Raw genomic sequence first — 22,229 nt, forward strand, 5'->3', positions numbered from 1 at the left:
CGACGTGGTGGCCAGCTACACCGTCACCGACGAGCACGGCGCGACCTCGGTCGCCTCGCTGACCATCACCGTCACCGGTGTCAACGACGCCCCGGACATTCATCTTGTGGGAACCGGAACCCCTGACACCGCGTCGGCCACTTTGACGGAGACAAATGCCGGCTTGACGGCCAACGGCACCTTGACGGTAACCGACGCCGACGTTGCCGACACGGTCAGTTCTTCGGTCACCGGCGTGGTTGCCTCGGGAACGACGGCAGGCCTCGGCCTGTCCAATGCCCAGTTGCTGGCAATGCTAAATGTGACCCCGACATCGGGGCTTGCTGCTAACCCGACGGACACGCACAATCTCAGCTGGACCTTCAACTCGGGCACACAGGCCTTCAACTATCTCGCTGCCGGTCAGTCTCTGATGCTGACCTACACGGTGCAAAGCAGCGACAACAATGCGGCCGCGGACACCCAGACGGTTACCGTCACAATCAACGGCACCAACGATGCGCCCGTCATAGACCTGAACGGCGCTTCGGCAGGAACCTCCACAAGTATCAACTATACGGCCGGTTCTGCCGCCACGGCTATTGCGCCCTCGGGGACGGTCACGGACATAGACTCGGCCGATTTCAACGGCGGCTCGCTGACTGTCGCCTTTACATCGAACGGCACGTCGGCCGACCAGCTGGCCATCCAGAACCAGGGCACCGGCGCCGGCCAGATCGGCGTCAGCGGCAGCAACGTGACATATGGCGGTACGGTCATCGGAACGTTCAGTGGTGGTACAAACGGGTCGAACCTCGTCATCACGTTCAACGCCAATGCCACGCAAGCGGCGGCGGCGGCCCTGGCCGACCATATCCTCTATTCCAACGCTACCAGCCCCACTGCGACCAAGACGGTGACCTATACGTTGGTGGATGGAGACGGCACGGCCAACGGAGGCACGGATACCAGCAGCGCCACTGCCACTATTAATGTAACGGGTGGAGGCCAAGCGCCGGTTGTAGATCTTAATGGACCCGGTTCCGGAAACAACGCGACAGCCAGCTATCCCTCGCAGACCACGCCTGTGTCTATCGCCGGCTCTGCGACCATTTCGGATGCAGACTCGACGATATTGATGTCCTTGACGGCCACATTGACGAACCGACCGGACGATGGGATCGGCAATCCGAAAGAGTTCTTGTCGCTGACTGCGAGTGCAAATTCCCTCGCGACAGCCGCTGGTCTGACGGTAAGCTACGATACGACGACAGGCGTCCTGTCGGTCACCGGGTCGGCAACAGTCGCCACCTACCAAACTATCCTTCAAGGACTACAATACGCGGATACCAAAACTGGCGCGCATGATCAGACACCGCGTGTAGTCAATGTCATAGCCAGTGATGGCACAAACACCAGCATTTCTCATTCCATCACCATCAGCGTGGCAAAGCCGGCCGGCATCGCAGGCGAGCCAATCAATCTGGCGTTGGCCGATCCTACCGGTAGTCACATGCCAGTATCAGTGACTGTCTCCGCGATGCCCGCCGGCTGGGTCATCGATGGCGCCGTGCAGAACGCCGATGGGTCTTGGACGGTGCAGACCAACGATGTGCATTCGCTCACCGTCATCACCCCGCCCAATTATACTGGCGCCGCAGTGCTTGACGTCCACATGGCCTGGACCAATGCCGACGGCACGACCGGAAGCGCATCGATCGCCGACAATGTCGAGGCCTATGCGCCGGGATCACCGATCTTCGCCTGGTCGGGCGACGACGTTCTCACCGGCTCCAGCGGCAACGATCTGTTCGTCTTCTCGCAGCCGATCGGCAACGATACCGTGCACAGCTTCGACGCGGCCGCCGACCAGATCGACCTCATCGGCTACTCCGGGCTCCAGAGCTTTGCCGATGTTCAGGCGCATACCGCCGACGATGCCAACGGCAATGCGGTGATTACGCTCGGCGACGGGCAGTCGATCACACTGGACGGGGTGCATTCCTCCGCGCTCGGCGCCGGCAATTTCGTCTTCGACCAGACGCCGGTGGTCAACAACCCCGGCACAATGACGATTGGCGACGGCGCACTGCTGCCGCTGAGCGGCACGGTCAACAATAGCGGCGTCATCTCGCTGAACTCGGCCGGCAGCGAAACCCTGCTGCAGGTCATTCAGCACGGCGTGACGCTGCATGGCGGCGGGCAGGTCGAGCTCTCCGACAGCGCTTTCAATATCATTTCCGGTACCGGTCCGGATGTCACCCTGACCAATGTCGACAACACCATCTCAGGCGCCGGCCAACTGGGCGATGGCATGCTTGGGCTCGACAACAGGGGCACCATCATCGCCTCCGGCTCGAATGCCCTGGTCATCGATACCGGCGGCAGCGTCGTCGCCAATTCCGGCACGCTGGAAGCGACCGGCGCGGGTGGCCTGGTCGTTGCCGGCGGGGTCGAGAATTCCGGCATGCTGTGGGCCAATGGCGGCAACATTGCCATCCACGGCGCGGTCACCGGCGAGGGCGATGCCACGATCGGCAATCTGTCGAAGCTGGAATTCGGCGGCGCATCGTCGACGGACGTCACCTTCGCCCATGATGCGGCCGGCACGCTGGAGTTGGACGATTCCTTCGACTACAGCGGGCTGATCGGCGGCATCACCAATGACGACAAGCTGGACCTCAACGATATCTCGTTCGGCGCCGCCACGACGGCCGTTTACCAGGCGAACCAGGACGGCAGCGGCGGCACGCTGACGGTCTCAGACGGCGCGCACAATGCGACGCTGCATCTGCTCGGTACCTATGATGCGGACGGCTTCAAACTTGGGGATGACGGCGAGGGCCATACCGTCGTCACCTACAATCCGGCGGAGTTCTCGCTGACGGGCGTGGCCAGCGGAACGAGCGAGTTCGTTTGAAGCAATGCGTGAGCCGCCGGTGTCCGGCGGCTCACGCGCCTGAAGAACGACGACCTGACGAGTATCGAGTGGGGTTCTGGAATTGAACGGCAAGTCTAGAATCGTCAGGGATGCGCTTCGCGCCTGCCGCCGCTATTTCGTCTTCGCGGCGGTGTTCAGCCTGGCGATCAATCTGCTTTACCTCGCATCCCCGCTCTACATGCTGCAGATCTACGATCGTGTGGTCACCAGCGGCAGCGAGACGACGCTGGTGATGTTGACGCTCGTGCTTCTGGCGGCCTTCCTGGCGCTGGCGGGTCTCGACCTTGTCCGCGCCGCGATCTTGACGCGGGCCAGCGCGCGGCTCGATCGGCTGCTCTCGGCTAGGATCCTGGCCGCGTCGGTCGAGACGCCGTCGCAGGGCGCCGCGCAAAGCCAGCCGATACGCGATTTCGACACGTTCCGCCAAGTGATCACCGGCAGCGGCATCCACGCGCTGTTCGACCTGCCATGGTCGCCCATCTACATCGGCATCATCTTCCTCTTGCATCCATGGCTGGGCTTCTTCGCACTTGGCTCCTCGCTGCTTCTCATCGCCATGGCGGTGCTCAACGAATACATGGTCCGGGCACCGCTCAAGCAGGCCAACGACCTCGCCACGGCCAACTACAATTTCACCGAGATGAGCCTCAGGAACGCGGAAGTCGTTCGCGCCATGGGCATGCTCGAGGGCCTCGTGCGCCGCTGGGGGCGCGACCGCGGCCTGGCGCTCCGGCAGCAGGGGCAGGCCAGCGACCGCGCCGCGCTGATGTCGGGCCTGATCCGCTTCCTGCGCCTCACCATGCAGTCGCTGATCCTCGGCCTCGGCGCCTATCTGGTCATCGAGCGGCAGATCACCGGCGGCTCGATGTTTGCTGCCAGCCTGTTGCTCGGCAGGGGGCTGCAGCCGGTCGAGCAGATCGTCGGCCTCTGGCGCGGCCTGATCCTGGCGCGGGCCGCCCTTGCAAGGGTCGAGAAGCTGCTTGACGGCGGCGCGCAAGGCGAGCGCTCGTTCAACCTGCCGAAGCCGACCGGCAAGATTGCCGTCGAGCAGCTCAGCTTCGCCATTCCCAGCCTGCAGAAGGTGCTGTTGCGCGACGTCTCGTTCCGGCTCGATGCCGGCGAGGCGCTCGGCATCGTCGGTCCATCCGGCGCCGGCAAGTCCACGCTCGCCCGTCATCTCGCCGGCATCATGCAGCCGAGCCGCGGCACGGTGCGACTGGACGGCGCCGACCTCACGCAATGGGGGCGGGAGTCGCTCGGCGACCATATCGGCTACCTGCCGCAGGACATCGAGCTGTTTTCGGACACGGTCGCCGCCAACATCGGCCGCTTCAAGACCGATGTCGACCGCGAGGTGATCGAGGCCGCCCGGCTCGCCGGCGTGCATGAGATGATCATCCGCCTGCCGCAAGGCTACGAGACGCAGATCGGCGAGGGCGGCGCGGTGCTGTCCGGCGGTTACCGGCAGCGCATCGCGCTGGCCCGCGCCGTGTTCGGCATGCCGAACCTCATCGTGCTCGACGAGCCAAGCTCCAATCTCGATGCCGATGGCGACCGCGCGCTCAGCGAATGCGCGCTGGAGCTCAAGCGCCGTGGCAGCACGGTCATCATCGTCTCGCACCGGCCCTCGACTTTGGCCAATGTCGACAAGATCCTGCTCTTGCGGGACGGCGCGGTCGAAGCCTTCGGCATGCGAAACGAGATCGTGGCGCTGCTCAACCAGCGCGCCGCGCCCATCGCGGTGGCGACCCAATGACCGATATCGCCGCCACCTATCGCAGCCTCTCCGCCGCCGAAGACGCGGGCGCCAACCCGGATTCGATCCGGGGACCGGTCTGGGTCGGCGTGCTCATCATCGCGCTCTTCTTCGGCGTGTTCGGCGGTTGGGCGGCTCTCGCGCCGCTCAACGGCGCGGTGCTTGCCGACGCGGTGGTGAAGGTCGAGGGCAACCGCAAGAGCGTCCAGCATTTCGACGGCGGCACGGTGAAGGAAATCCGGGTCAAGGACGGCGACATGGTCAGGGCCGGCGATGTGCTGGTTGTGCTCGACGACACACGTGCCCGTTCCGAATTCAATCTCTATTCGCAGCAATATGCGCTGCTGCGCGCCACCGATGCCCGCATCCGCGCCGAGCTCGACGGCCATGAGGCGGTCGCCTTTCCGAAGGACATCACCGCCGAGCACCAAGCCTACCTGCAGGACGCGATGGCCAACCAGATTGCCGACCTCGAAAGCCAGCGCGCTTCCATGGCCGGCGCCAGGCAGATCCTACAGAAGCGGATCGCCGAGCTCGACGAGCAGATCGACGGCAAGCAGGCGCGCGTCGAATCCTTTCGCGCGCAGCTCAAATCGACGATCGACGAAAAGGCGGGCCTCAACAAGCTTCTGAAAGCCGGGCTGACGACCAAGCCGCGTATCCTGGAGCTTGACCGCTCGGCGTCCGACCTGCAGGGCCTCATCGACCAGGCTCTCGGCGAAATCGCGGGAAACCGCCAGAGCAAGGCGGAGCTCGAGAGCCAGATTGCGCAGCTCACCAACGAGCGCCGCGCAAAGCTGTCGGCCATGCTGATCGACACCCAGTCGAGCCTTGCCGATCTGGTGCCGAAGATGTTTGCCGCGCAGGCCACGGTGGACCGTGCCGAAGTGCGCGCGCCCTATGACGGCCAGGTGATGGACCTCACGGTCTTTTCCACCGGCGCGGTTGTCTCCCCCGGCCAGACTATCCTCGACATCGTGCCGGCCAGGAATTCGCTGATCGTCCAGGCGCAGGTCAAGGTCGAGGACATATCCAGCCTGCGCGCCGATATGACGGCCGAAGTGCGCTTCACCTCCTACAAGCAGCGCACGACGCCGGTCATCCACGGCCGCGTCACCCGCATCTCGGCCGACCGCGTCACCGATGCCAAAACCGGCTTTCCCTATTATGTCGCCGACGTTGCGGTGGACGCGGAAGAGCTCGCCGCCGCCCCGCAGATCCAGCTTTATCCCGGCATGCCGGCGTCCGTCATGATCGTGACCGAGGAACGCACCGCGCTGGACTATATTCTCGGCCCGCTGACGACGTCGCTGCACACGGCGTTCCGGCAGAAGTAAAAGGAAAACCGAACGTCCGGAGCAGTCAGTTTGCTGGGATCGTGTTAAAATTCAATCAGAGACCTGGAGGAAGCTCTAGTCACTACTCCTCCGATCTTGCCATACGTTCTGCGACGCCCCCGAGGCAAGCCATGCAATCTCCTGTCGAGAAAAACAAAACACCACCTCGAACATTGCCAGGGGAGGATGAGCGCCAGGCGCGGCTCGAAAAAACGGCCAGGCTCAAGCGGCTTCGGTCTTACGCCTCCTGGCTCTTGTTTGATCCTACTGCTGAGTTTCACGACGCGGTCGACTGCTCAGTTCTGCTGGAAGCCGAGGCCCCGTCCAGCAGTCGGAATGACCGTCACGTGCGTGATTCTTAGGGAGCGGTCGATTGCCGCGCGAACCCGTATTCCTCTTCGAAGAGTTGGAGGCGCGCGGCCATCTCTGGCGCCGAAATTCGAGCCGGGAGGACATCACGACTTTCAAATGCGAAGGTTGTGCCGCGATGTGCGGATGATTTGCGGGCAAAAGGTGGCGATTTTCGAACGTTCGGCGGCTCGGCGTGGACCAGGAACGAGCGCAGTCGCATCACCAAAATGCTAAATTGGCAATCCAATCCGCAAGTTAAGCCTTAAGTCTTACGACACTTGGACCTAAGGTCCGAAAACCTGAACCGAATTTGCACTCTGGGGTCCGACAAGCGCACGTCTAGCAAAAAATTAGCCATTCGTTTATCGAGGGATGCTGACGTAATGGCTGGGATAGCTTGGGCACGCTCCGCCATGGCGTCATTTGGCCGTATATTCAGACATTTCGTCTTTCATCACCTGCGACGAGGCGAGAGCGGCAACGTTGCGGTCATCTTTGCCTTGACCTTGCCGATTGTCGTCGCCGGGGCGGGGCTGGGTGTCGAGACGTCCTACTGGTACTATTCGAGCCTGAAGCTGCAGGCGACGGCCGACGCCGCCGCCTATGCCGGCGCGCTGGAGAAGGTCGCCGGCTCCAACACCGCGGCGATCACGGCGGCCGCCACGCAGTCGGCCACCGACAACGGGCTGGGTACCGGCACCATCGTCGTCAACACGCCGCCCACCTCGGGGCCGAACGCGGCCAAGAAGGCGGTGGAGGTGATCCTCAACCAGAACCTTGACCGGATGTTCACCGCCATTTTCACTGAGAGCAAGGTGCCGGAGCAGGCGAGGGCGGTGGCGCTCATCACCGATGCCTCCAAGGCCTGCGTGCTGGCGCTCAATCCATCGGCCGCGCAGGCGGCGCTGTTTTCCGGCAGCACGAGCGTCAAGCTCAGCGGCTGCTCGGTCATGTCGGATTCGACCGCCCCGGATGCCATCAAGGTGCAGGGCTCGGCCGGACTCCAGACCGACTGCCTGATCACGGTCGGCGGCGTTTCGCTGACCAATCCGGTGACCACGGTCTGCAAGTCTCCGATCACCCAGGCTCTGCCAGCGTCCGATCCGTTCTCCAGCCTGCCGACGCCCGCCGCCACCAACCCGTGCAGAAATGTCAACGGCGGAAAGACGACGCAAACACTCCAGTCCGGGACCTACTGCAGCGGCATGAACCTCAACGGCAATGTCGCGCTTTCTTCCGGTACTTATGTCGTGCAGGGCAATTTAAAGATCAACGCCGGCGCAGTCATCACCTGCGCCGCACCCTGCACCAACGGCGTAACCATTTTCATGGCCGGCAGCTCGACGGTGAGTATCAACGGCAACGCCACCGTGACGCTGAGCGCGCCGACCTCGGGCACCTATTCCGGGGTGCTGTTCTATGGCGACAGGAATGGCGCCAGCGCAAAAAGCAACTTCAACGGCACCGCAACCTCCTTGCTGACCGGCGCAATCTATTTCCCCAGGCAGGAGGTCGACTATCTTGGCAATTTCTCGGGCAAGAACGGGTGCACCCAGGTTGTGGCCGACACGATTCAGTGGTCGGGCAATTCGACCGTCAACCAGGATTGCTCGAGCCTCGGGATGAAGGATATCCCGGCTGCCCAGTCCGTGCAGCTCGTCGAGTAGCGACATGAGGCCGTCGCGCGGTCCACATGGAGGCGCTTCGCTTCGTGATCGATCCGGAACTCGGCTACAACATCGTCGATCTGCCGTCCTGGTCAACGACAGCGGCGTCGTCAAACCTCGTGATGACCACGACGACGCGCGGCTGCCCAACCATTACCTGAAGGAGGGGGCCCGCGACGCGGCTTGTAGTGTTCCGGATCGAGTTCGTCGAGGTCACGGTGACCTGCGAACCGCTCTGGTCGCCACAGAAGATGACCGCGGCCGCCAACGAGCACCTCGGCATCGCAGACAGCAATGAGCGGTGAAATAGACGGAGGCCGGACCGAAGCATCGGAACCTGGCGTCGCGCCCTCCAGGGCGACCATCCGGTGTCCGTCCTCAGCCGTAGCCGCGATGGCAAGCCACAAAGAAGAAGATCGGCGGGGGGCGTCGATCTCCTGTGTCCCGATTTGCTCCGGTCGCTTAAACAATCAGGCGGCCTTGAGATCCTTCAGCACCTTCTCGAAGGCGTCTGTGACCGGCTTGGAGACGTCGGCCGCCGCCTTGCTAGTGAGTTCCTGAAATTCCTTAGCTTGCTCGACACCCATTTCGACGCGCTTGCGCAGGAAGGTAGTCTGCAACTCAAAAACTTCTGGCAGCGACTTCGCACGGACCAGGGCCTCGACGTGCGAGAAATCAGCTTCGGCATTGGCGCGCAATGCGGCGATCATCTTCAGCGACAGCTCGCTGCCAACCGACTTAGCGGTTTCGGCGGTCGACTCGAGCGCCTTCCGGGCGTCTTCAGCACCCGATTGGAACTTTGCAAGAGCTTCTTTCGACTGCTCGACACCCTTTTCGGCGACTGCGCGAAGTTGATCGGTGGCCTTGCCTGGGTCGACTGTCGCAAATTCGGCGGCTTCGGTGGGCTTGTCGGCGGTCTTGGACATTTCCTTATCCTTTCGGTTGAGATGGTGTCTCGCCGCCCCACAGCGAGACCAGTATGTGGCAGTATTACCTGCAGTGCAAACATTTTTGTTGCAGCGCACAATATTTATATTTGAAACTGGGCTTTCCTGCACCTTCCAGAGGAAGCAGGGCAGCAGGCGAGCCAATCGGGCGACAACGCTGCTTGCGGCACATGTCAACTATCCAGCCGCAGTCCACCCGCGCGGCATATCCGTCGGCCTGGCTACCGCTAGGCCGTAGTGACGTGGAGAAGTGATAATCCCGGGCAGTGGGAAGCACGTGAGTCCGAACCATCCGTAGATTTTTCGGAGCCATCCGGCCTTCGACGTGATGCCGCTCGCGAACCCCATGATGACAGGCGGCGCAGGACGAAGCCCCACGCGAGCGCCCGGATCTTCGCGTCGGCATTGGAATTCATAACTAGGTAGATCACGCAGCCGGACAGGGCGAAGGTGCTGCTCCCCTTCAGGGGTTCGAGCGCCTTGATGAGCTTCTCATGGTCGCGCACCACCGGGATATTTGCGGCCATTGCCTCGATCACAGGCGTCTGACCGCCGCGCTGCTGCAAGCCGGCGACGAGCCCCTCACGCGTCAGCACGCCGCGCAGCCTGCCGCCACCGTCGATGATCGGGAACTCGTGTTGCGTCGTGCGCAACAGCGCCTGTGCCGCCTCGTCGAGGGTCGCGGTCGTCGGCAGGCTTTCGAACCGGCTGATCATGACGTCGCGCACGTTGACGGCACGCGCCGCTGCCTCGAGCCCCATCGCCTGCGTTTCCGCAGTGGCGGCGAGGTAAACGGGCGTCAGTGGCTGCGTATGCAAACACCGTAAACAAACAGCGTTTTACTTCTTGACGCGTCATCAAGAAAGGAATCCAAATAGACGCAAAACAAGAGGGGTAGGAGATGAGGGGTCCAGCTGTTATTTGCTCAGTAGTATTGGCCGTTGTGTTGCAAGGGTGCGCATCGCCTCAATTTCAAAGCGACCGAAAACCACCCCTGTCGTTCCGCTCCACGAAGTCATCGGCTCCCTGAAGTGTGGACTCGCGAAGGCAATATATCGAGACCGAACCGGTAGAACTGGACTGTTGTCCGGATTGGCTAAGGTCACCCTAAAGGTGAACGTTGTCGAAGGTCGTACGTTAAGCGGCGGCGCCAGTGTAGGTATACCGGTAGCGACAGGTGCAACCCTTACTCCAGGATTCACCGCATCGAACGATAGAACCCTCACGAATAATAGCGAGATCCATTTCAATATTGACATGAGTGCCGCCAATCTCGATGTCTGCAATGCTCCGTACGCGGTCGGGCACGATGCAGGCTTCTCTGGTTGGATAGGACAGGTGGTTGCGAGCTTGGATTCCGCGGTGGCCGGTGCCCCTAAAGTCTCGATGCAGAGCTATGAATACGACAGCGACTTCGTGGTTGTGCAGAAGGCCGGTTTAAAGCTCAATTTTGAGATTGTTCCCGTGAAGGGCAATGCGTCTTACGACTCTTCAAGGTCGGACATCCAGCACCTTAACATCAAGATTGACGCGGTCCATATTATAGGGGGAAAGGTCATCAGGACCGGTGGGGTCCCATTCGTCACGATTCCCAGCAAACCGGAGAAGCGTTCGGAAACACCCGAGCAAACACCTGACGTACCTAATGAAGGGTGTGTGGTCCATCGGGGAGGAAAAACAGGCCCGGGAGGGAAACTGTTTCAGCTTCCACCTGAATGCCTATGATCCGATCAACAGGATTGGTGAAGTGCTGGCCGGCGTGCCCAACATGTTGGTCGAAAAAAGGGGGCGCAGATGGAGTGTATTTGTGCGAGATGAATTCCGCCAGCGCTTCCGCCGTTGCTTCTATGGTTGGCAAAAGCTAGGAGAACAACGGGCTTTCAAACGGAGATTCATCTTGGCCAACGAAGCGACCAACCTGATCGAACTGACTGCAGACATCGTTTCTGCCTATGTCAGCAAGAATGCATTGCCAGTGGCATCACTTCCAGAGCTTATCGCGAGCGTAAATTCCTCGCTGGCGGCGATAGGACAGGTGGTCGAGCCGGAAAAACCGGCCCAGGCCCCAGCAGTCAACCCAAAGCGATCGGTGTTCCCCGACTACATTATCTGTCTCGAGGACGGAAAGAAGTTCAAATCACTGAAGCGGCACCTCGATGTGCACTACGATCTGACGCCCGAAGAATATCGCGAGAAGTGGGGCCTGAAGCCCGACTATCCGATGGTGGCGCCGAATTACGCGGCCCAAAGATCGGCTCTGGCGAAGTCAAGCGGGCTCGGCCGGAAGGTGTCGGCACAGCCGGTGAAGAAAACGGCAAGGCGGAAAGCTTAGCACAGAGAATGATATCCGGCTGCAGATGTGGCTCAATGAAGGGCTGAGTACCCGTCGGCCGTCTCTCTCATTGGGCTTGCGTCGGCCGACGCTCACGTCTCATCCCGCCACACACCCGCTTCTCCTATCGGATTTCTAACAGGCGTCGGACGCGGATCGTGTGCGCCTGCTCTCCGGTCGGGTGGAATAGCTGCGCGGCCGGCGTCGAGTTCATTCCAGAGAATGGCGGCGGCGCCGGTGTGAGGCTGAAGAAGGGCGGCTAGGCGCAACTTGTCTTTAGCCCCGATCAGCGCAATTCTTTCCTCTGGTCGCCAACAGGACCACCGCGAGAGGGGAGCGAAACGTGAAGATCGAAATTCAGAGCCAGCAGGAATTCACCTATGACGGCCGTGTGGGCGCGTTCATGTTCATCTGCGGACCGGTCCTAAGCGGATTTGGCTATGCCTGGCTACTCAACGAATTGTCGACTTCATATCCACGACCTGGGCTGCCGCTCGTTGTGGTAGGGTTAGGCGCTCTCGGCTGGGTGGTCGGCTGCGTCAAGATGCTGGTAGGGCGTTCCTACCGTCACAATGTCATCGTTGAGCGATAACCTCGTCTCGCTCTTTATCTCCACCATCACAGCGCTGATGCTCGGCAGCGCCGTCTGGTTCGATCTTCGCCGCGACTTCGTAGGGACTGCCCGCAGGCAGGCTTGGCTCTCTATCTCCGCTGACGGCACTGTGTTGCTGGCCGTCGTTTACGATTACATTGGCAGAAGCGTATATCTTTTCCCGCAGCCGGTGATGGTTCCTCATCCGCTCCTGCCGGTCAGGCCCGGCATCCTGTGTGGAACCCCCGCCAAGATGCCGGGCCGCTAGCAGCCCCAAGCGAGCGGCCGCGCGTTCTGGTGTTTCTCGCTGAGGCGAATGGCCTGTTTCACGGAACGGACCTGGGTCAGGGTGTGCACCTGCCGCTAGGCTACGGGATTCTCTTCCCGCTTTTTCAACGCCGTTCCAAACTCGTCCTCGCGTTCAGGCCCATAGACCGATCGGACAACCAGCGTGAAATAGCCAACTTGTAAGATGATCAATGTGATCGCTGACCAAATGATCGCCGTCCAAAATGAGCCTGACTCGACATAGATCCAAGTTCCCACAACGATTGTCGTGGCGAACATTCCCACCAGATACCGCGGAAAATACATCGGCCCCAATCTCCATTCCCCAACGAGCCGAAAGTTTTCATTATTTTAGCAGTCGCGCAAGTAGTACCTCGTGGGCCGCGTCAATCAGTCCTCGCGGTGCTGCATGGCCTCGAGGATCACCGCAAACAAGCTGCCGACTTCGTCAGTCATCTCCTATCCTCTTGCGCTTGTCCGGCGTCACAGCGTGATTGGTGAATTGCAAATTCCGGTCATCGCGGCCGGCAAGCGTCTCGCGGCTGCCATCGAGACTGCCGGCGACGCACTGCGACGATAGCAGCTATGGGCGTCCACCCCGTCTATATTCGCCTGGATCGATAAAGCTCCCTGCCCACAAGTTGCGTTTGGCAATGCGGGCTTCGCGCTCTTCGGCAAGGTATCGAGTGTCGGCTACCGCCAATCCGTGTTTCACCAGGTCGCGCCCGAGATCAATGGTCCCCACGAAGCAGACGCCGACATCGTTGTCATAGCGGTCCTTGCCTTCGATGGTGCAGGATACATCCCCCAAGGCAATGAGATGGCGAATGTGGTCACGCGCATACCTGCCGCAGGGCCAGATCTTGTCAGCGGCATCAAAACACGGCTGCGAAAGTTCGGGGGCATCGATACCGAGCAACTGAACTCGTTTCTTGTCATGCCACAGCGTGTCGCCGTCATGAGCAAACCAATGCTCTACTGCGGACACGGGGCCACAGGTGAGCACGAAGGCGAGAGCGAGGGTCAACCTAAACATGGCCGAGGCAATGCGATTATTGCGCCTTCTCGTCATGTTGAAAAGCGGATCGTTTCGAAATTTCCGCGGGCTTGTCAGGCGTGATCTCCTCACCTTGTCGCCGATCTCCTAGGCGCGACTGCAGAGTGCATCGTTTTACACAATCCCCAATTGGTAGACTCCTACGGCACATCGGCAGTTAGTTCCTGCAAAGCCAAAAAAAGAGGGACTGAGGGCCTCGATTCGGGGAGGAACGACGTTGCCTGTGCAAAAAGAGGACTATCGGACCAACAGAGCCGACTATATGATTGCCGCGATGCAGGGCCGATCGGCGGCTGAAGACGATCGTAAACAGATGCTGGCAAGGAAAGAGACATTCCTCCGGCTAAGAGACCGGCGCCTCGCCAGATTGGCCGCAAATCCGTGTGAAAGCCTGCCACCCAGAGCCAGACCGCCGCACGGTTAGTTAAGCGAGTTCGGCGGTCCTGGTCCCGCTCTACATCGTCGCCATCACCGGCCTAATGCTCGCCAGCGCGATCTGCTATCCGATTGACCGCTCACCTAAGCACCCACCAAACGGTGGCAGCGCACAACAAAAACACGAGCGCGGCACACGCGATCAATATACCTCTTCGCGTTCGCCACCTTGGCGGCTCAGCCGGCACAAGCCCAAATTGCTGGGCATGCTCCGTAGCGATTTTCAGTAGGGCCGCAGTTGTTTCGCGCGGCGTCCACCCCTGCGCCTCGGAGGCAGTCATCAGCGCTGCGATGGCCGCTTCCAAGGCGACTTCACAGTTGACGTCCCGATCTGGGCTACCCCTTGGCAATATCGGTGGTTCGACGGCTCGGGACATGCATACAAAGCGGCTCGCGGATGAAAGGTTCCCGCGCCTCCAGGCCTTCCGGCCGGCCAGCAGGCCCGCCATTAAGGACGAACCCTAGGTTAGGGACAAGGCGTCCAGCCCGTTGCGCTTGTCCGGCGTCACCGCATGGTTCGTAAACTGAAGGTTCCTATCGTCGCGCCCGGCGCCGCGGCATTCGTGGCAGAAAATGATCTTCAACAGATCCCAGTGCAGACAACCCATGGTCCGGCCCAAACCGTTTGACCAGTTCGGCGACGTCCTGGACCGCGCTGCGCTGGCGATCCTCGTAAAGTGGGGTCGCCGCACCGGGAAGGATTATATTCCTGATCGCGATGGCAAGACGCACGGCTTCATATTAGCGGCCGCTTGACGAAGCCGACGGCCGCACCAGAGGGCCCGCTCCGCAACGGGAAGTTTTTACTGTCGAAGCAGGGCCTCTCCGTACTTCGCCCACAACTGCTCGCAATCTCTGGACCTGAGGCTGTGCAATCTCAGTCCGCCATAGAAAACCATCGCGGCTCGGACGTCGTAGCCCAGGATCGAAGCGTTTGCCACAAACTGGATGGCTTCCCCTAACCGGCGGCAATCGATTGTGGCTTCGGATCCGGTGGTAGTATCAACAATACCTAGGATCTGCGCCTCCTCATTCCTGGCTGCCAAAGCAGCAGCCATTGCCTCTTCGGTCACATCTCTTGCTCCCCAGACTGAATTCGCTCCTCGCGGAAATCCTGCTGCGACGCGTGACGTAAGTCTTCCTCGCCACGCAGGTGCTTCACGCGGCCGATGAGCCCCGGCGTGACCCATTGCGTCGCCGGCCGCTTCGTGCCCTTTGGTGCCGCTCCTGCGTGCTCCTGGACGCGCTGCCAGAGCCGTTCGCGCATTTCCCGGTTCAGGGTGATGAAGGCGCTGCCGACATAGCGCCCTGTGCCACGCTCGGCCATCAGAGCGAACGCTGGCTTTCCCGCCTCCCGCTCGACACCGAGCAGTTCGTATTCGTCGATCGTGTAGCACTTCGCCTTCAGCCAGTTGGTCGACGGCCCCGAACGATATTTGCTGCCTTTTCGCTTCGAGACGACACCCTCCAGCCCTGCCTGCTCGACCAGATGGAAGACAGCCGCACCTTTGCCTGGCAGGGCCTCACTGAACTGGATCCGCTGACCGGCAGAGATCATCGCCTGCAGCACCTCTCGCCGGTCCTCTAGAGGCATGTCGCGCAAATCGTGGCCATTGAGATGGAGTAGATCGAAAGCGACGAAATACAGGTCATGCTGCCGGCGGGTGATGGCCTTGCGCAGCTCGCCGAAGTCTGAAACTCCGGCCTCATTCAGGACAATGATCTCGCCGTCGATGATCGCGCTTTGAGCGTTGAGTCCTTTCGCTGTCTCCACCAGGTCGCGATATTTGGCGGTCCAGTCGAGACCGCGACGGGTGAAGATGCGAACGTCGCCATCGTCCTTGACGATCTGTGAGCGGTAGCCGTCGAACTTGACTTCGTGAATCCATCCGTCGCCCCCGGGAGGCTTCTCGACCAGCGTCGGCTCAAGCGGCCGCATGAACTTCAAACGCTCTTTGGCGTTACGCATGCACAATGCCCCAACCGCGATTCAAGCCGCATAAGGCGATCCGGTTCCGGGCATTTTAGAGAAATTGTATGTGAGAAGGATAATGACGAAACTTTCTGATATCCCGCCGCTTAGCCGCCCTGGCAAGCGCGTCGGCGGTGAACCGGCCAACGAGAGCGATCATTTCTACACATGCAAAGTCTGCGGACAGCGCGTCGACAAGCGTGACCTGCGGCAGGTCGCTTGGCATGAGCAGCCCGAGCATGAGCCGCTTGAGATGGACGCCTAGTGGGAAAGATCGTCATCGCCTGGAATGCGACGATACCGGAAGTGATTGCGAATGTGGTCGTTGAAAAAGCGGCCCTTGGCTAAGGCCGCGCGGAATGCCGCAAAAGTCTCTGGCGGCACATCTTCGAACTCGTAGCGTTTGCCACTGGCCACAAACCAGACCGATAGAATCCTGCTCTCTGGGTCATAGGCTGTTTTGCTTATCGACGTGGACGGCATGACACTATTCCAAGTTCCTCGAAGCGCAGGCCTGTTAATCAACCTCAACGAGACATGAACGTTCCTTGGCGCTTCATCTGGACTCCAAGCGGCATTTCGGAGCATGCTCCCGTCGGGGAGAGGGGGGCTTGGACAGCGACAACCGATCTGATCAAGGGCGCAAGCGCACCGGCGCAAAGCGCTCGCGCGTGCTCCGGCGGGCGAGCGTGCCGCGACGCCTGATCTTTGTGACGGTCGGTGCAGCCGGCGCGCTGGCCGCGCAAACGGCTATTCAGCACAGCGACAGCCTGCCGGATATCAGCGTTTCGAATTTGCTCGGCCCGAAGCCGGCGCCCATCGTTGGCGTCGTCTCCGTCATCGACGGCGACACGATCGAAGTCCATGGGCAGCGGATTCGCTTCAACGGCATCGACGCTCCTGAGAGCAAGCAGTACTGCGACGATGCCAAGGGTTTCGAATATCCCTGCGGCCGGCGATCGGCGGAGGCGCTGGATGGCTTCCTGGCCGCCTCGAGACCCGTGCAGTGCACGTTCGTCACATGGGACCGATATCACCGCTTCGTTGGCGATTGCCGGCGCGCCGACGGCGCCAGCGTGGCGGGATGGTCGAGCACGGCCAGGCGCTCGATTGGCCCCGGTACAGCCGTGGCGCCTATGCACAGCAGCAAGCGAAGGCGGAATCCGCCAAGGTCGGTCTGTGGGTCGGCAACTTCCAAGTGCCTTGGGATTGGCGCACGTCGCAGCCAGACGGGGCGGCGCCCATCGAGCCAGCCGCTGGGCAACCTCAGCCGCAAGCTGGTCGCGCAGAGTGGCGGCTATTCGTGTGAGCCGCGACGGTACTGCTCGCAAATCAGCTCGTGCGACGAAGCCCAATGGTATCTGCACAACTGCTCGTGGGGCCGCAAATTGGATCGCGATGGCGACGGGGTCGCTTGCGAAACGCTGTGTTAGGGGGAGGGATTGGTGGACAACAAGTTTTACAATCGCGTGGGCGGTGATCGCATCTCGTCCCGCCAGATCGACGAATTGATCGGATTAGCACGCGGCTTGGCAGCAGACGGAACCATCAACAAGGCCGAGGTAGAGTTTCTTCAGAAATGGCTAGCGGCGAATGCAGAGATCAGCAATCAGCCGATCATCCGAACCTTGTATCGGCGCGTGAATGAAATCCTCGATGACGGCGTACTCGATTCGGATGAACACTCCGAACTTCTGGACACGCTAAATAGCTTCTCTAATCGCGATTTCGAACTCGGAGAAGTGTTGAAGCCCACAACGCTACCCCTCTGCGATCCGGCTCCGACTTTGACTTTTTCGGGCCGACAGTACTGCTTCACCGGCACATTCAATTTCGGTCAGCGAAAACATTGTGAGCGGGCTATCGCAGACCGTGGCGGAGCCGCAGGAAACCTGACCCAAAAGACGGACGTTTTGGTGATTGGGGCCTATGCCACTGAATCGTGGAAGCACTCATCGTTCGGCGACAAGATCGTCAAAGCTACAGCCTGGCGCGATCAGGGGCTGCCCATCTCGATTGTCACCGAAAGTCATTGGGTCAGGTTTCTATAGGTATTGGGCGGTATGAACCTTAAACGAGGGTTCCGCCGGCTATGGTGGGTGTTGTTGATTCCCTGGATCTGCTTTTGGTCCTGGCACGACAACGTCCCTTGCCTGCTGGGGTTTGATCTCACCGGCGCAAGCCCTTGGTGCCTCACCGGGCTCTATTTGCCGGCCCGTTCCCATATCGAAACGGCCGAGTTGGTATTCGAGGTGCCGTTGGCAGCTGCCGCGCTTATGACTTTGGTCGCGTGGGTGACCGCAGCCTTCAAGAACACGAATTGACACCCCACGACGATGCTTATCTTTTCAAGACGAGTCTTACAGAAAATGATCGATGGAGTAGCTGGCCATCTCAGCTACCAGGAGATCGACCGAATAATACAGCATGTCGACCAGCCGAAGAGGAACGGTATCCCCATGCACTTTTCATATCAACGCATCCCGGATTTCAGCAATGGGTTTCGCCCTCGCGTTCCTTGGTTTTAGGTCGCGTGCGCTGCGGGCTCCTCCCGACCCGGCGGCAGAACACTAAATCCGACAGACCGCCACGACGAAGAACTCGCGATAGCAGAAGTCCGGATCGTCGATCAGGCGATCCGGCCGCTCCCTCAGTTCCCGCCAATAGGCCTGGTCAGCATCAGGGAGGGCGTAGCTAGGTGCGACGCTCGCAAAATAAGCTAGCAGGTCGCGAACATAGTCATGCGTGAAACGAGGCGCGGTCGCCCAGCGCTCGACCAGCCAGCCCTTGCGGCGGATGACCTCCAAGCCCGCCTGCCGCAGCCGCGTCGGAAGGGTGGAACCGCAATCGGTGCCGAGCACGCCTCGGTCGCGAAATCCCTGGAGCCTGGCTGCCATGAAACGCGCGAACAGAGCCCGATCTATAGGCAGGATCTGCAGGATGGTCGAATCGAAATCCTTGACAGCGAAGATGCCGCCCGACTTCAACACGCGCTTGGCCTCGCCGACGGCAAGCCCGAACTCAGCCGGGGTCAGATACTGCATGACATTGGCAGACCAGACACAATCGAACGATGCGTTGGCGAATGGGAGCGACAGGATGCTGCCGATATGTGCGGCAATTTCCGGCGGCTGGGATAGCGTGCCTGCGAGTGTCTCAACCCGGGCGATGTTTTCGGGCGCGAGGTCCAGCGCGGCGATGAAGCCGGAGGGGCCAACGGCCTTGGAGATGAGCGGCAGGAAGCTGCCGCCGCCGCAACCGGCGTCGAGCACGCTCCAGCCTGGGCGGATGCCGGCGTCGAGGAATGCCGCCTCGTATTCGGGGCGCGACGATTCGAAATGAAGGTCGAGCCAGCCGGCGTCGCTCGCTTCGTGACCGGCGGACGTTTCGTTTCTGGCAGACAAATGACTACTCCCCGTTCTGACGCGCCACAGATACAAGCGTGCCGAACGGCATCACGCAATGGCGGTGCGAATCTATGAGCGTCCGGCGCGGTCATTGACCTCCGCATGTGAAGGCTAGACGGACAAGACGCGGTCCGTTTCGGTAATTCGAAAATAGTCGCGAATGATCGGTGTTGACCACATAGCGGCCTTTTCTGGCCTCGATCGTCTCCCGCCGTTTAATTTGCCACAATGTCAGCATGGCTGACCCGCCAGTCGAACACGTTGCCGTCCAATGGCAGCCGCGCAATTCCAAGGTCGGCGCGTCCCTCCCGGCGGCGAATCAGACTTGGTTGCTTACCCACCTTCATCCATATGGATGCGTTTCCGGCTATTGGCGGGAGCGTATATTTATTCGCCAGCTGGTGGCCTTGTAGCGATCCTCACCGGTTAGGCCCGGCCCGCGCTGGCCACTCCCCGCCACCGTGCCGGGCCGCCTCCCTCCAAGGCTCCGCGCCAAAGCCGGCGGCTACCCTGACAGCTGTTCCCTGCTCGTGCTAGGGATGCGATCCAACTATAAGCAGAAGCGTATATTTGCTCGTCAGCCGGTACGCCTCATAGCGACACTAAGTCTCCGCCGGCGGGACCCGGTGCCCCTGCTCCGGGGCCGCTCCTGCCGACATGAGGGCCAACGCTAACCACGATCCCCGGTTGCCCTTACGCACATACGCGCGCGTGCTAATCTGGCCGCCTTTTGGGGCGCCGGCACCTTGGCCCGATGCTATGCCAGCGCGAGCGGTCGGCCGGCGGCGCCCCCTCTGTCGACAGTCCCATCGAGTCCCCTCGCATATCGGCATGTTGCTTTAGATCTACCCTTGGATCAGAGGTTGCTTTGTCTCGCGCGGAGGTCCTCTCGCCGCCCGGCGGACAAATCTTTCAAGCCGACCGGCGACGTCTAAGCCTTTTGGAGAGCTACTGTATTTGCATGGAAGGATTAATGTAAGTTTTGCAAAGAATGGGGTGCCGGTATGGCAACGGAAAGCACTAAATTTAAAGGTTTGGTGCCCGAGAACGTGGTATCAGAGGCCCAGGCGCGTCGTGATTTTCTCAAGAAGGCTGGCCGCTTCGCAGTGGTAACTCCGCCGGCTATAACGCTTCTTCTGGGCACAAGCCTGAACTCCAAGGCTATCGCGAAATCTGGCGGATCAACTCCAGGCAATTCTGGCGGTTCAATTCCGGGCAACGGAGGGGGAGGCAATCACTTTCACCCTCGCCCTCGCGGCCGAAGCCTCAATTCCGGTGGAGGCCGCTCCGGCGGTGACAACTATGGTGGCGGATCTCACGGCGGCTCAAGGGCCGGCGATCCAAACTAGGTGCTCGCCGCCGTTTTTCGATTGAGTGTTTGTGAACCTTCGCCCTCGATTCCGGTTTGAGACATGCTGGAGGAACCTGACAGGTGACCGTCGCGAAGGCTGCCGAACTGGTCGCAAGTGAGACTTTCCGCTAAGTCCAATCTTGGCCAGGGAATCATCAGTGATTTTGAAAATGGTCACAGGATTCCGAGCCCAAGGAAACTCGCCATGCGCCAGGCATTTTGAGCGAGCCGTCGTTGTCTTTACCGCCGGGGGCCCATCGCCAACCGGTCTTCCGAAGGTGAGGCTGGTGTCGCCGGCACCAATTGTGGCGCGGCAGGCAGGCAAAAAGCCGGCCCGCGGGAGAACGCCTAAGCCGGCTTGCTCTCGATCGGCGTAGTGATCGGGCTGGGCCACCTACTTTAATAGCAATAGATATATTCGAAGAAGACGCGCCATTGGCGTTTTCAAACGCTCTGTGGGGAGTACCAATGCGCACAATTCTGGCTCTGGCCGCGCTCGCAACCTGTTTCGCCCTCTGGGATCGATTTGCGAACGAGGGCGCCTTTAGCGCCGCCCTGCAACGAAACATCTTTGGCGCGGGGCTCTCTGGGTGATCAGTCGTGATCGGCGCAGGGACTGCTCGCGGGTCACTCGATCAGACTATCGCCCTTACGACGATCACTACCAGCATGGCGGTCACCAAGGCCGGGATCACAGCAGCAAGCCGAATAGTAAGTTCGAGACAGGCGACCCGTCATCACCTGTGAGCTCCGAGTGATGGTAAGTGAACTTCCCTTCGCGCTGCGCCGGCTCACTCGGTGCTGCATCGAATTTGGTAAAGTGGCGATACTTGCTCGATTGCTAAAATAGTGAAATTTTCGCTTTGATCGCGAGGATGGAAGCAGGATTGGGGAGATGTATTTTCCTCAGTTTCTGGTCGGAATGCTGATGGCGTCGAGCGTAGTCGGAACCTGGGCCTATGCGGCTACAGGATCCGTTTGGATGAGTGTTGCCTGGACCCTTCTCGCCGCGGTTCTGTTGCAGGTCGGGTATCTCGGGATTGTGTTCAGGCTTCTATATGGTCGGCGACACTCCGAGCAGAAAGCGGAGGCGAGTAATCCCGACGCTACCAAACAACAGCCCGCTCCGCATCAGCCACGGCATACGGACGGCCGCTAACCAAGTACCGCCTTAGGGTTTCTTGACCCTGCTTTGGTTGGATACCCGTAGCGCCCGCACGGTAAAGCGGAGTACGCATAACGCAGGTCATTGCGAATCCGCCACGCTTCAACGGAAGGCATGCGTTGAAGTTGGGTTTTGGCGCATAACAACGAATCGCTGCTCGATGTCGCCGGTCATCGCAGGCCCGGTATGTTTCCGCTCGCAAGATTCCCGCCACATTGCCGAGCATTGGTTAGCGCCGCAGCTGGAAAGCATGCAACAATTCCTGGTCGAACCGGCAGATGCGGCGAGGCATGCAATTCGGCACAGCTTCTTTTCCATTGGCGGAGATATTCAGCGATTGGAACCCGCTGCGGCCAGGCGAGCAGTTGAGCGCGCCCAGCGCCTCGATACACTCGGGCGTGCGGTCGCATTCGGCGAGCAGGATACGGATATTGCCTGAGCGAAAGGATTGAGGCCAGGTATTTCGATCTCGTCGCGGTGATTGGCGAACCACACCGCAGCGTCGCGGGTAAGCCCCTGCTGGTCGGCGAGCCCGCCATAGCCTCTGATTATATCCTCGCTATACTTGCCAAAAGAGTCACCGAAGGCGTCGCCTCCGGCGAAAGCAGGATTCTCTTCCAGTCTTTCGCGAACCGCCTAAGGCCATGAAGCG

General features: G+C 60.5%; 23 protein-coding genes. 16 read left to right on the forward strand and 7 right to left on the reverse strand.

The annotated features are described in order from the left end of the window. From ABID26_RS31975 to ABID26_RS31995, 5 genes are all read left to right on the forward strand, one after another. On the forward strand, positions 1-2,899 hold a 2,899-nt coding region (locus ABID26_RS31975), incomplete at its 5' end, for a beta strand repeat-containing protein (RefSeq protein ID WP_354417592.1). Between the two features lie 82 nt (positions 2,900-2,981). After that, positions 2,982-4,676 carry a type I secretion system permease/ATPase gene (locus tag ABID26_RS31980; RefSeq protein ID WP_354417594.1) on the forward strand — a complete coding sequence of 565 codons (1,695 nt, stop codon included), beginning with the start codon at positions 2,982-2,984 and terminating at the stop codon, positions 4,674-4,676. Further along, positions 4,673-6,013, forward strand: a complete 1,341-nt coding sequence (locus tag ABID26_RS31985) for an HlyD family type I secretion periplasmic adaptor subunit (RefSeq protein ID WP_354417596.1) — start codon at positions 4,673-4,675, stop codon at positions 6,011-6,013. The genes ABID26_RS31980 and ABID26_RS31985 overlap by 4 nt, the downstream gene beginning before the upstream one ends. Before the next feature lie 764 nt (positions 6,014-6,777). Continuing rightward, on the forward strand, positions 6,778-8,031 hold the full coding sequence (locus tag ABID26_RS31990; protein ID WP_354417674.1) for a TadE/TadG family type IV pilus assembly protein: 1,254 nt from the start codon (positions 6,778-6,780) through the stop codon (positions 8,029-8,031). 26 nt (positions 8,032-8,057) lie between these two features. Then, positions 8,058-8,192, forward strand: coding sequence for a hypothetical protein (locus ABID26_RS31995; protein WP_354417597.1), 135 nt, complete (start codon positions 8,058-8,060; stop codon positions 8,190-8,192). A 309-nt stretch (positions 8,193-8,501) separates the two neighbouring features. Here ABID26_RS31995 and ABID26_RS32000 read toward each other — a convergent pair whose 3' ends face one another. Together ABID26_RS32000 and ABID26_RS32005 are read right to left on the reverse strand one after the other, a co-directional pair. Next, complete coding sequence (locus ABID26_RS32000; protein ID WP_354417599.1) at positions 8,502-8,957, reverse strand: phasin; 456 nt, start codon at positions 8,955-8,957, stop codon at positions 8,502-8,504. Positions 8,958-9,205: 248 nt separating this feature from the next. Then, the gene (locus ABID26_RS32005) at positions 9,206-9,739 is read right to left on the reverse strand and encodes a CBS domain-containing protein (RefSeq protein WP_354417601.1); all 534 of its coding nucleotides are present in this window, start codon (positions 9,737-9,739) and stop codon (positions 9,206-9,208) included. Between the two features lie 331 nt (positions 9,740-10,070). Between ABID26_RS32005 and ABID26_RS32010 the strand changes: the two genes are divergently transcribed. The 4 genes from ABID26_RS32010 (at position 10,071) to ABID26_RS32025 (ending at position 12,170) form a co-directional block, all read left to right on the forward strand. Continuing rightward, a complete protein-coding gene (locus tag ABID26_RS32010; RefSeq protein WP_354417603.1) occupies positions 10,071-10,703 on the forward strand; it encodes a hypothetical protein in 633 nt (210 codons plus the stop codon). 169 nt (positions 10,704-10,872) lie between these two features. Further along, complete coding sequence (locus tag ABID26_RS32015; protein WP_435528631.1) at positions 10,873-11,310, forward strand: Ros/MucR family transcriptional regulator; 438 nt, start codon at positions 10,873-10,875, stop codon at positions 11,308-11,310. A gap of 343 nt (positions 11,311-11,653) precedes the next feature. Beyond that, the gene (locus tag ABID26_RS32020) at positions 11,654-11,902 is read left to right on the forward strand and encodes a hypothetical protein (protein ID WP_354417605.1); all 249 of its coding nucleotides are present in this window, start codon (positions 11,654-11,656) and stop codon (positions 11,900-11,902) included. Further along, positions 11,892-12,170, forward strand: a complete 279-nt coding sequence (locus tag ABID26_RS32025) for a hypothetical protein (protein ID WP_354417606.1) — start codon at positions 11,892-11,894, stop codon at positions 12,168-12,170. Before ABID26_RS32020 ends, ABID26_RS32025 begins: the two co-directional genes overlap by 11 nt. A gap of 95 nt (positions 12,171-12,265) precedes the next feature. Here the strand turns inward: ABID26_RS32025 and ABID26_RS32030 are convergent, their stop codons facing one another. The 3 genes from ABID26_RS32030 to ABID26_RS32040 form a co-directional block, all read right to left on the reverse strand. Next, the gene (locus ABID26_RS32030; RefSeq protein ID WP_354417608.1) at positions 12,266-12,496 is read right to left on the reverse strand and encodes an exopolysaccharide production repressor protein; all 231 of its coding nucleotides are present in this window, start codon (positions 12,494-12,496) and stop codon (positions 12,266-12,268) included. 277 nt (positions 12,497-12,773) lie between these two features. Then, on the reverse strand, positions 12,774-13,319 hold the full coding sequence (locus ABID26_RS32035) for a thermonuclease family protein (protein WP_354417610.1): 546 nt from the start codon (positions 13,317-13,319) through the stop codon (positions 12,774-12,776). Positions 13,320-14,751: 1,432 nt separating this feature from the next. After that, on the reverse strand, positions 14,752-15,651 hold the full coding sequence (locus tag ABID26_RS32040) for an ATP-dependent DNA ligase (RefSeq protein WP_292374573.1): 900 nt from the start codon (positions 15,649-15,651) through the stop codon (positions 14,752-14,754). Positions 15,652-15,733: 82 nt separating this feature from the next. Between ABID26_RS32040 and ABID26_RS32045 the strand changes: the two genes are divergently transcribed. Further along, positions 15,734-15,919: a hypothetical protein gene (locus ABID26_RS32045; protein WP_126098413.1), complete on the forward strand. Its 186-nt coding sequence runs from the start codon at positions 15,734-15,736 to the stop codon at positions 15,917-15,919. Here the strand turns inward: ABID26_RS32045 and ABID26_RS32050 are convergent. Then, a complete protein-coding gene (locus ABID26_RS32050; RefSeq protein ID WP_354417613.1) occupies positions 15,916-16,137 on the reverse strand; it encodes a KTSC domain-containing protein in 222 nt (73 codons plus the stop codon). The genes ABID26_RS32045 and ABID26_RS32050 overlap by 4 nt on opposite strands. A 128-nt stretch (positions 16,138-16,265) precedes the next feature. Here ABID26_RS32050 and ABID26_RS32055 point away from each other — a divergent pair, with 128 nt between their 5' ends. The 3 genes from ABID26_RS32055 to ABID26_RS32065 are packed head-to-tail and all read left to right on the forward strand — an operon-like array spanning position 16,266 to position 17,978. Further along, complete coding sequence (locus tag ABID26_RS32055; protein WP_354417615.1) at positions 16,266-17,087, forward strand: thermonuclease family protein; 822 nt, start codon at positions 16,266-16,268, stop codon at positions 17,085-17,087. Between the two features lie 12 nt (positions 17,088-17,099). Further along, a complete protein-coding gene (locus ABID26_RS32060) occupies positions 17,100-17,705 on the forward strand; it encodes a BRCT domain-containing protein (RefSeq protein WP_292374571.1) in 606 nt (201 codons plus the stop codon). A gap of 12 nt (positions 17,706-17,717) precedes the next feature. Continuing rightward, complete coding sequence (locus ABID26_RS32065) at positions 17,718-17,978, forward strand: hypothetical protein (protein WP_292374569.1); 261 nt, start codon at positions 17,718-17,720, stop codon at positions 17,976-17,978. Between the two features lie 246 nt (positions 17,979-18,224). On the opposite strand, the gene ABID26_RS32070 is transcribed toward ABID26_RS32065, so the two are convergent. Beyond that, entirely contained in the window at positions 18,225-19,058 is an 834-nt protein-coding gene (locus ABID26_RS32070; protein WP_292368247.1) for a methyltransferase domain-containing protein, read from the reverse strand. A gap of 1,007 nt (positions 19,059-20,065) precedes the next feature. Between ABID26_RS32070 and ABID26_RS32075 the strand changes: the two genes are divergently transcribed. The 3 genes from ABID26_RS32075 (at position 20,066) to ABID26_RS32085 (ending at position 22,016) form a co-directional block, all read left to right on the forward strand. Beyond that, complete coding sequence (locus ABID26_RS32075) at positions 20,066-20,410, forward strand: hypothetical protein (RefSeq protein ID WP_126098415.1); 345 nt, start codon at positions 20,066-20,068, stop codon at positions 20,408-20,410. 99 nt (positions 20,411-20,509) lie between these two features. Beyond that, a complete protein-coding gene (locus tag ABID26_RS32080) occupies positions 20,510-20,635 on the forward strand; it encodes a helix-turn-helix domain-containing protein (protein WP_126102580.1) in 126 nt (41 codons plus the stop codon). A 1,102-nt stretch (positions 20,636-21,737) separates the two neighbouring features. Continuing rightward, entirely contained in the window at positions 21,738-22,016 is a 279-nt protein-coding gene (locus ABID26_RS32085) for a hypothetical protein (protein ID WP_126098417.1), read from the forward strand. Positions 22,017-22,229: the final 213 nt, after the last annotated feature.

The organism is Mesorhizobium shonense (assembly GCF_040545255.1).
Lineage (GTDB): Bacteria > Pseudomonadota > Alphaproteobacteria > Rhizobiales > Rhizobiaceae > Mesorhizobium > Mesorhizobium shonense.

Excerpts from the sequence above, each read along its gene's own strand:
- ABID26_RS31985 (WP_354417596.1), top strand. The coding sequence starts at position 4,673 with ATGACCGATATCGCCGCCACCTATCGCAGCCTCTCCGCCGCCGAAGAC.
- ABID26_RS31990 (WP_354417674.1), top strand. The coding sequence starts at position 6,778 with ATGGCGTCATTTGGCCGTATATTCAGACATTTCGTCTTTCATCACCTG.
- ABID26_RS31995 (WP_354417597.1), top strand. The coding sequence starts at position 8,058 with ATGGAGGCGCTTCGCTTCGTGATCGATCCGGAACTCGGCTACAACATC.
- ABID26_RS32000 (WP_354417599.1), bottom strand. The coding sequence starts at position 8,957 with ATGTCCAAGACCGCCGACAAGCCCACCGAAGCCGCCGAATTTGCGACA.
- ABID26_RS32005 (WP_354417601.1), bottom strand. The coding sequence starts at position 9,739 with ATGGGGCTCGAGGCAGCGGCGCGTGCCGTCAACGTGCGCGACGTCATG.
- ABID26_RS32030 (WP_354417608.1), bottom strand. The coding sequence starts at position 12,496 with ATGTATTTTCCGCGGTATCTGGTGGGAATGTTCGCCACGACAATCGTT.
- ABID26_RS32040 (WP_292374573.1), bottom strand. The coding sequence starts at position 15,651 with ATGCGTAACGCCAAAGAGCGTTTGAAGTTCATGCGGCCGCTTGAGCCG.
- ABID26_RS32045 (WP_126098413.1), top strand. The coding sequence starts at position 15,734 with ATGACGAAACTTTCTGATATCCCGCCGCTTAGCCGCCCTGGCAAGCGC.
- ABID26_RS32050 (WP_354417613.1), bottom strand. The coding sequence starts at position 16,137 with ATGCCGTCCACGTCGATAAGCAAAACAGCCTATGACCCAGAGAGCAGG.
- ABID26_RS32065 (WP_292374569.1), top strand. The coding sequence starts at position 17,718 with ATGAACCTTAAACGAGGGTTCCGCCGGCTATGGTGGGTGTTGTTGATT.
- ABID26_RS32075 (WP_126098415.1), top strand. The coding sequence starts at position 20,066 with ATGGCAACGGAAAGCACTAAATTTAAAGGTTTGGTGCCCGAGAACGTG.
- ABID26_RS32085 (WP_126098417.1), top strand. The coding sequence starts at position 21,738 with ATGTCGCCGGTCATCGCAGGCCCGGTATGTTTCCGCTCGCAAGATTCC.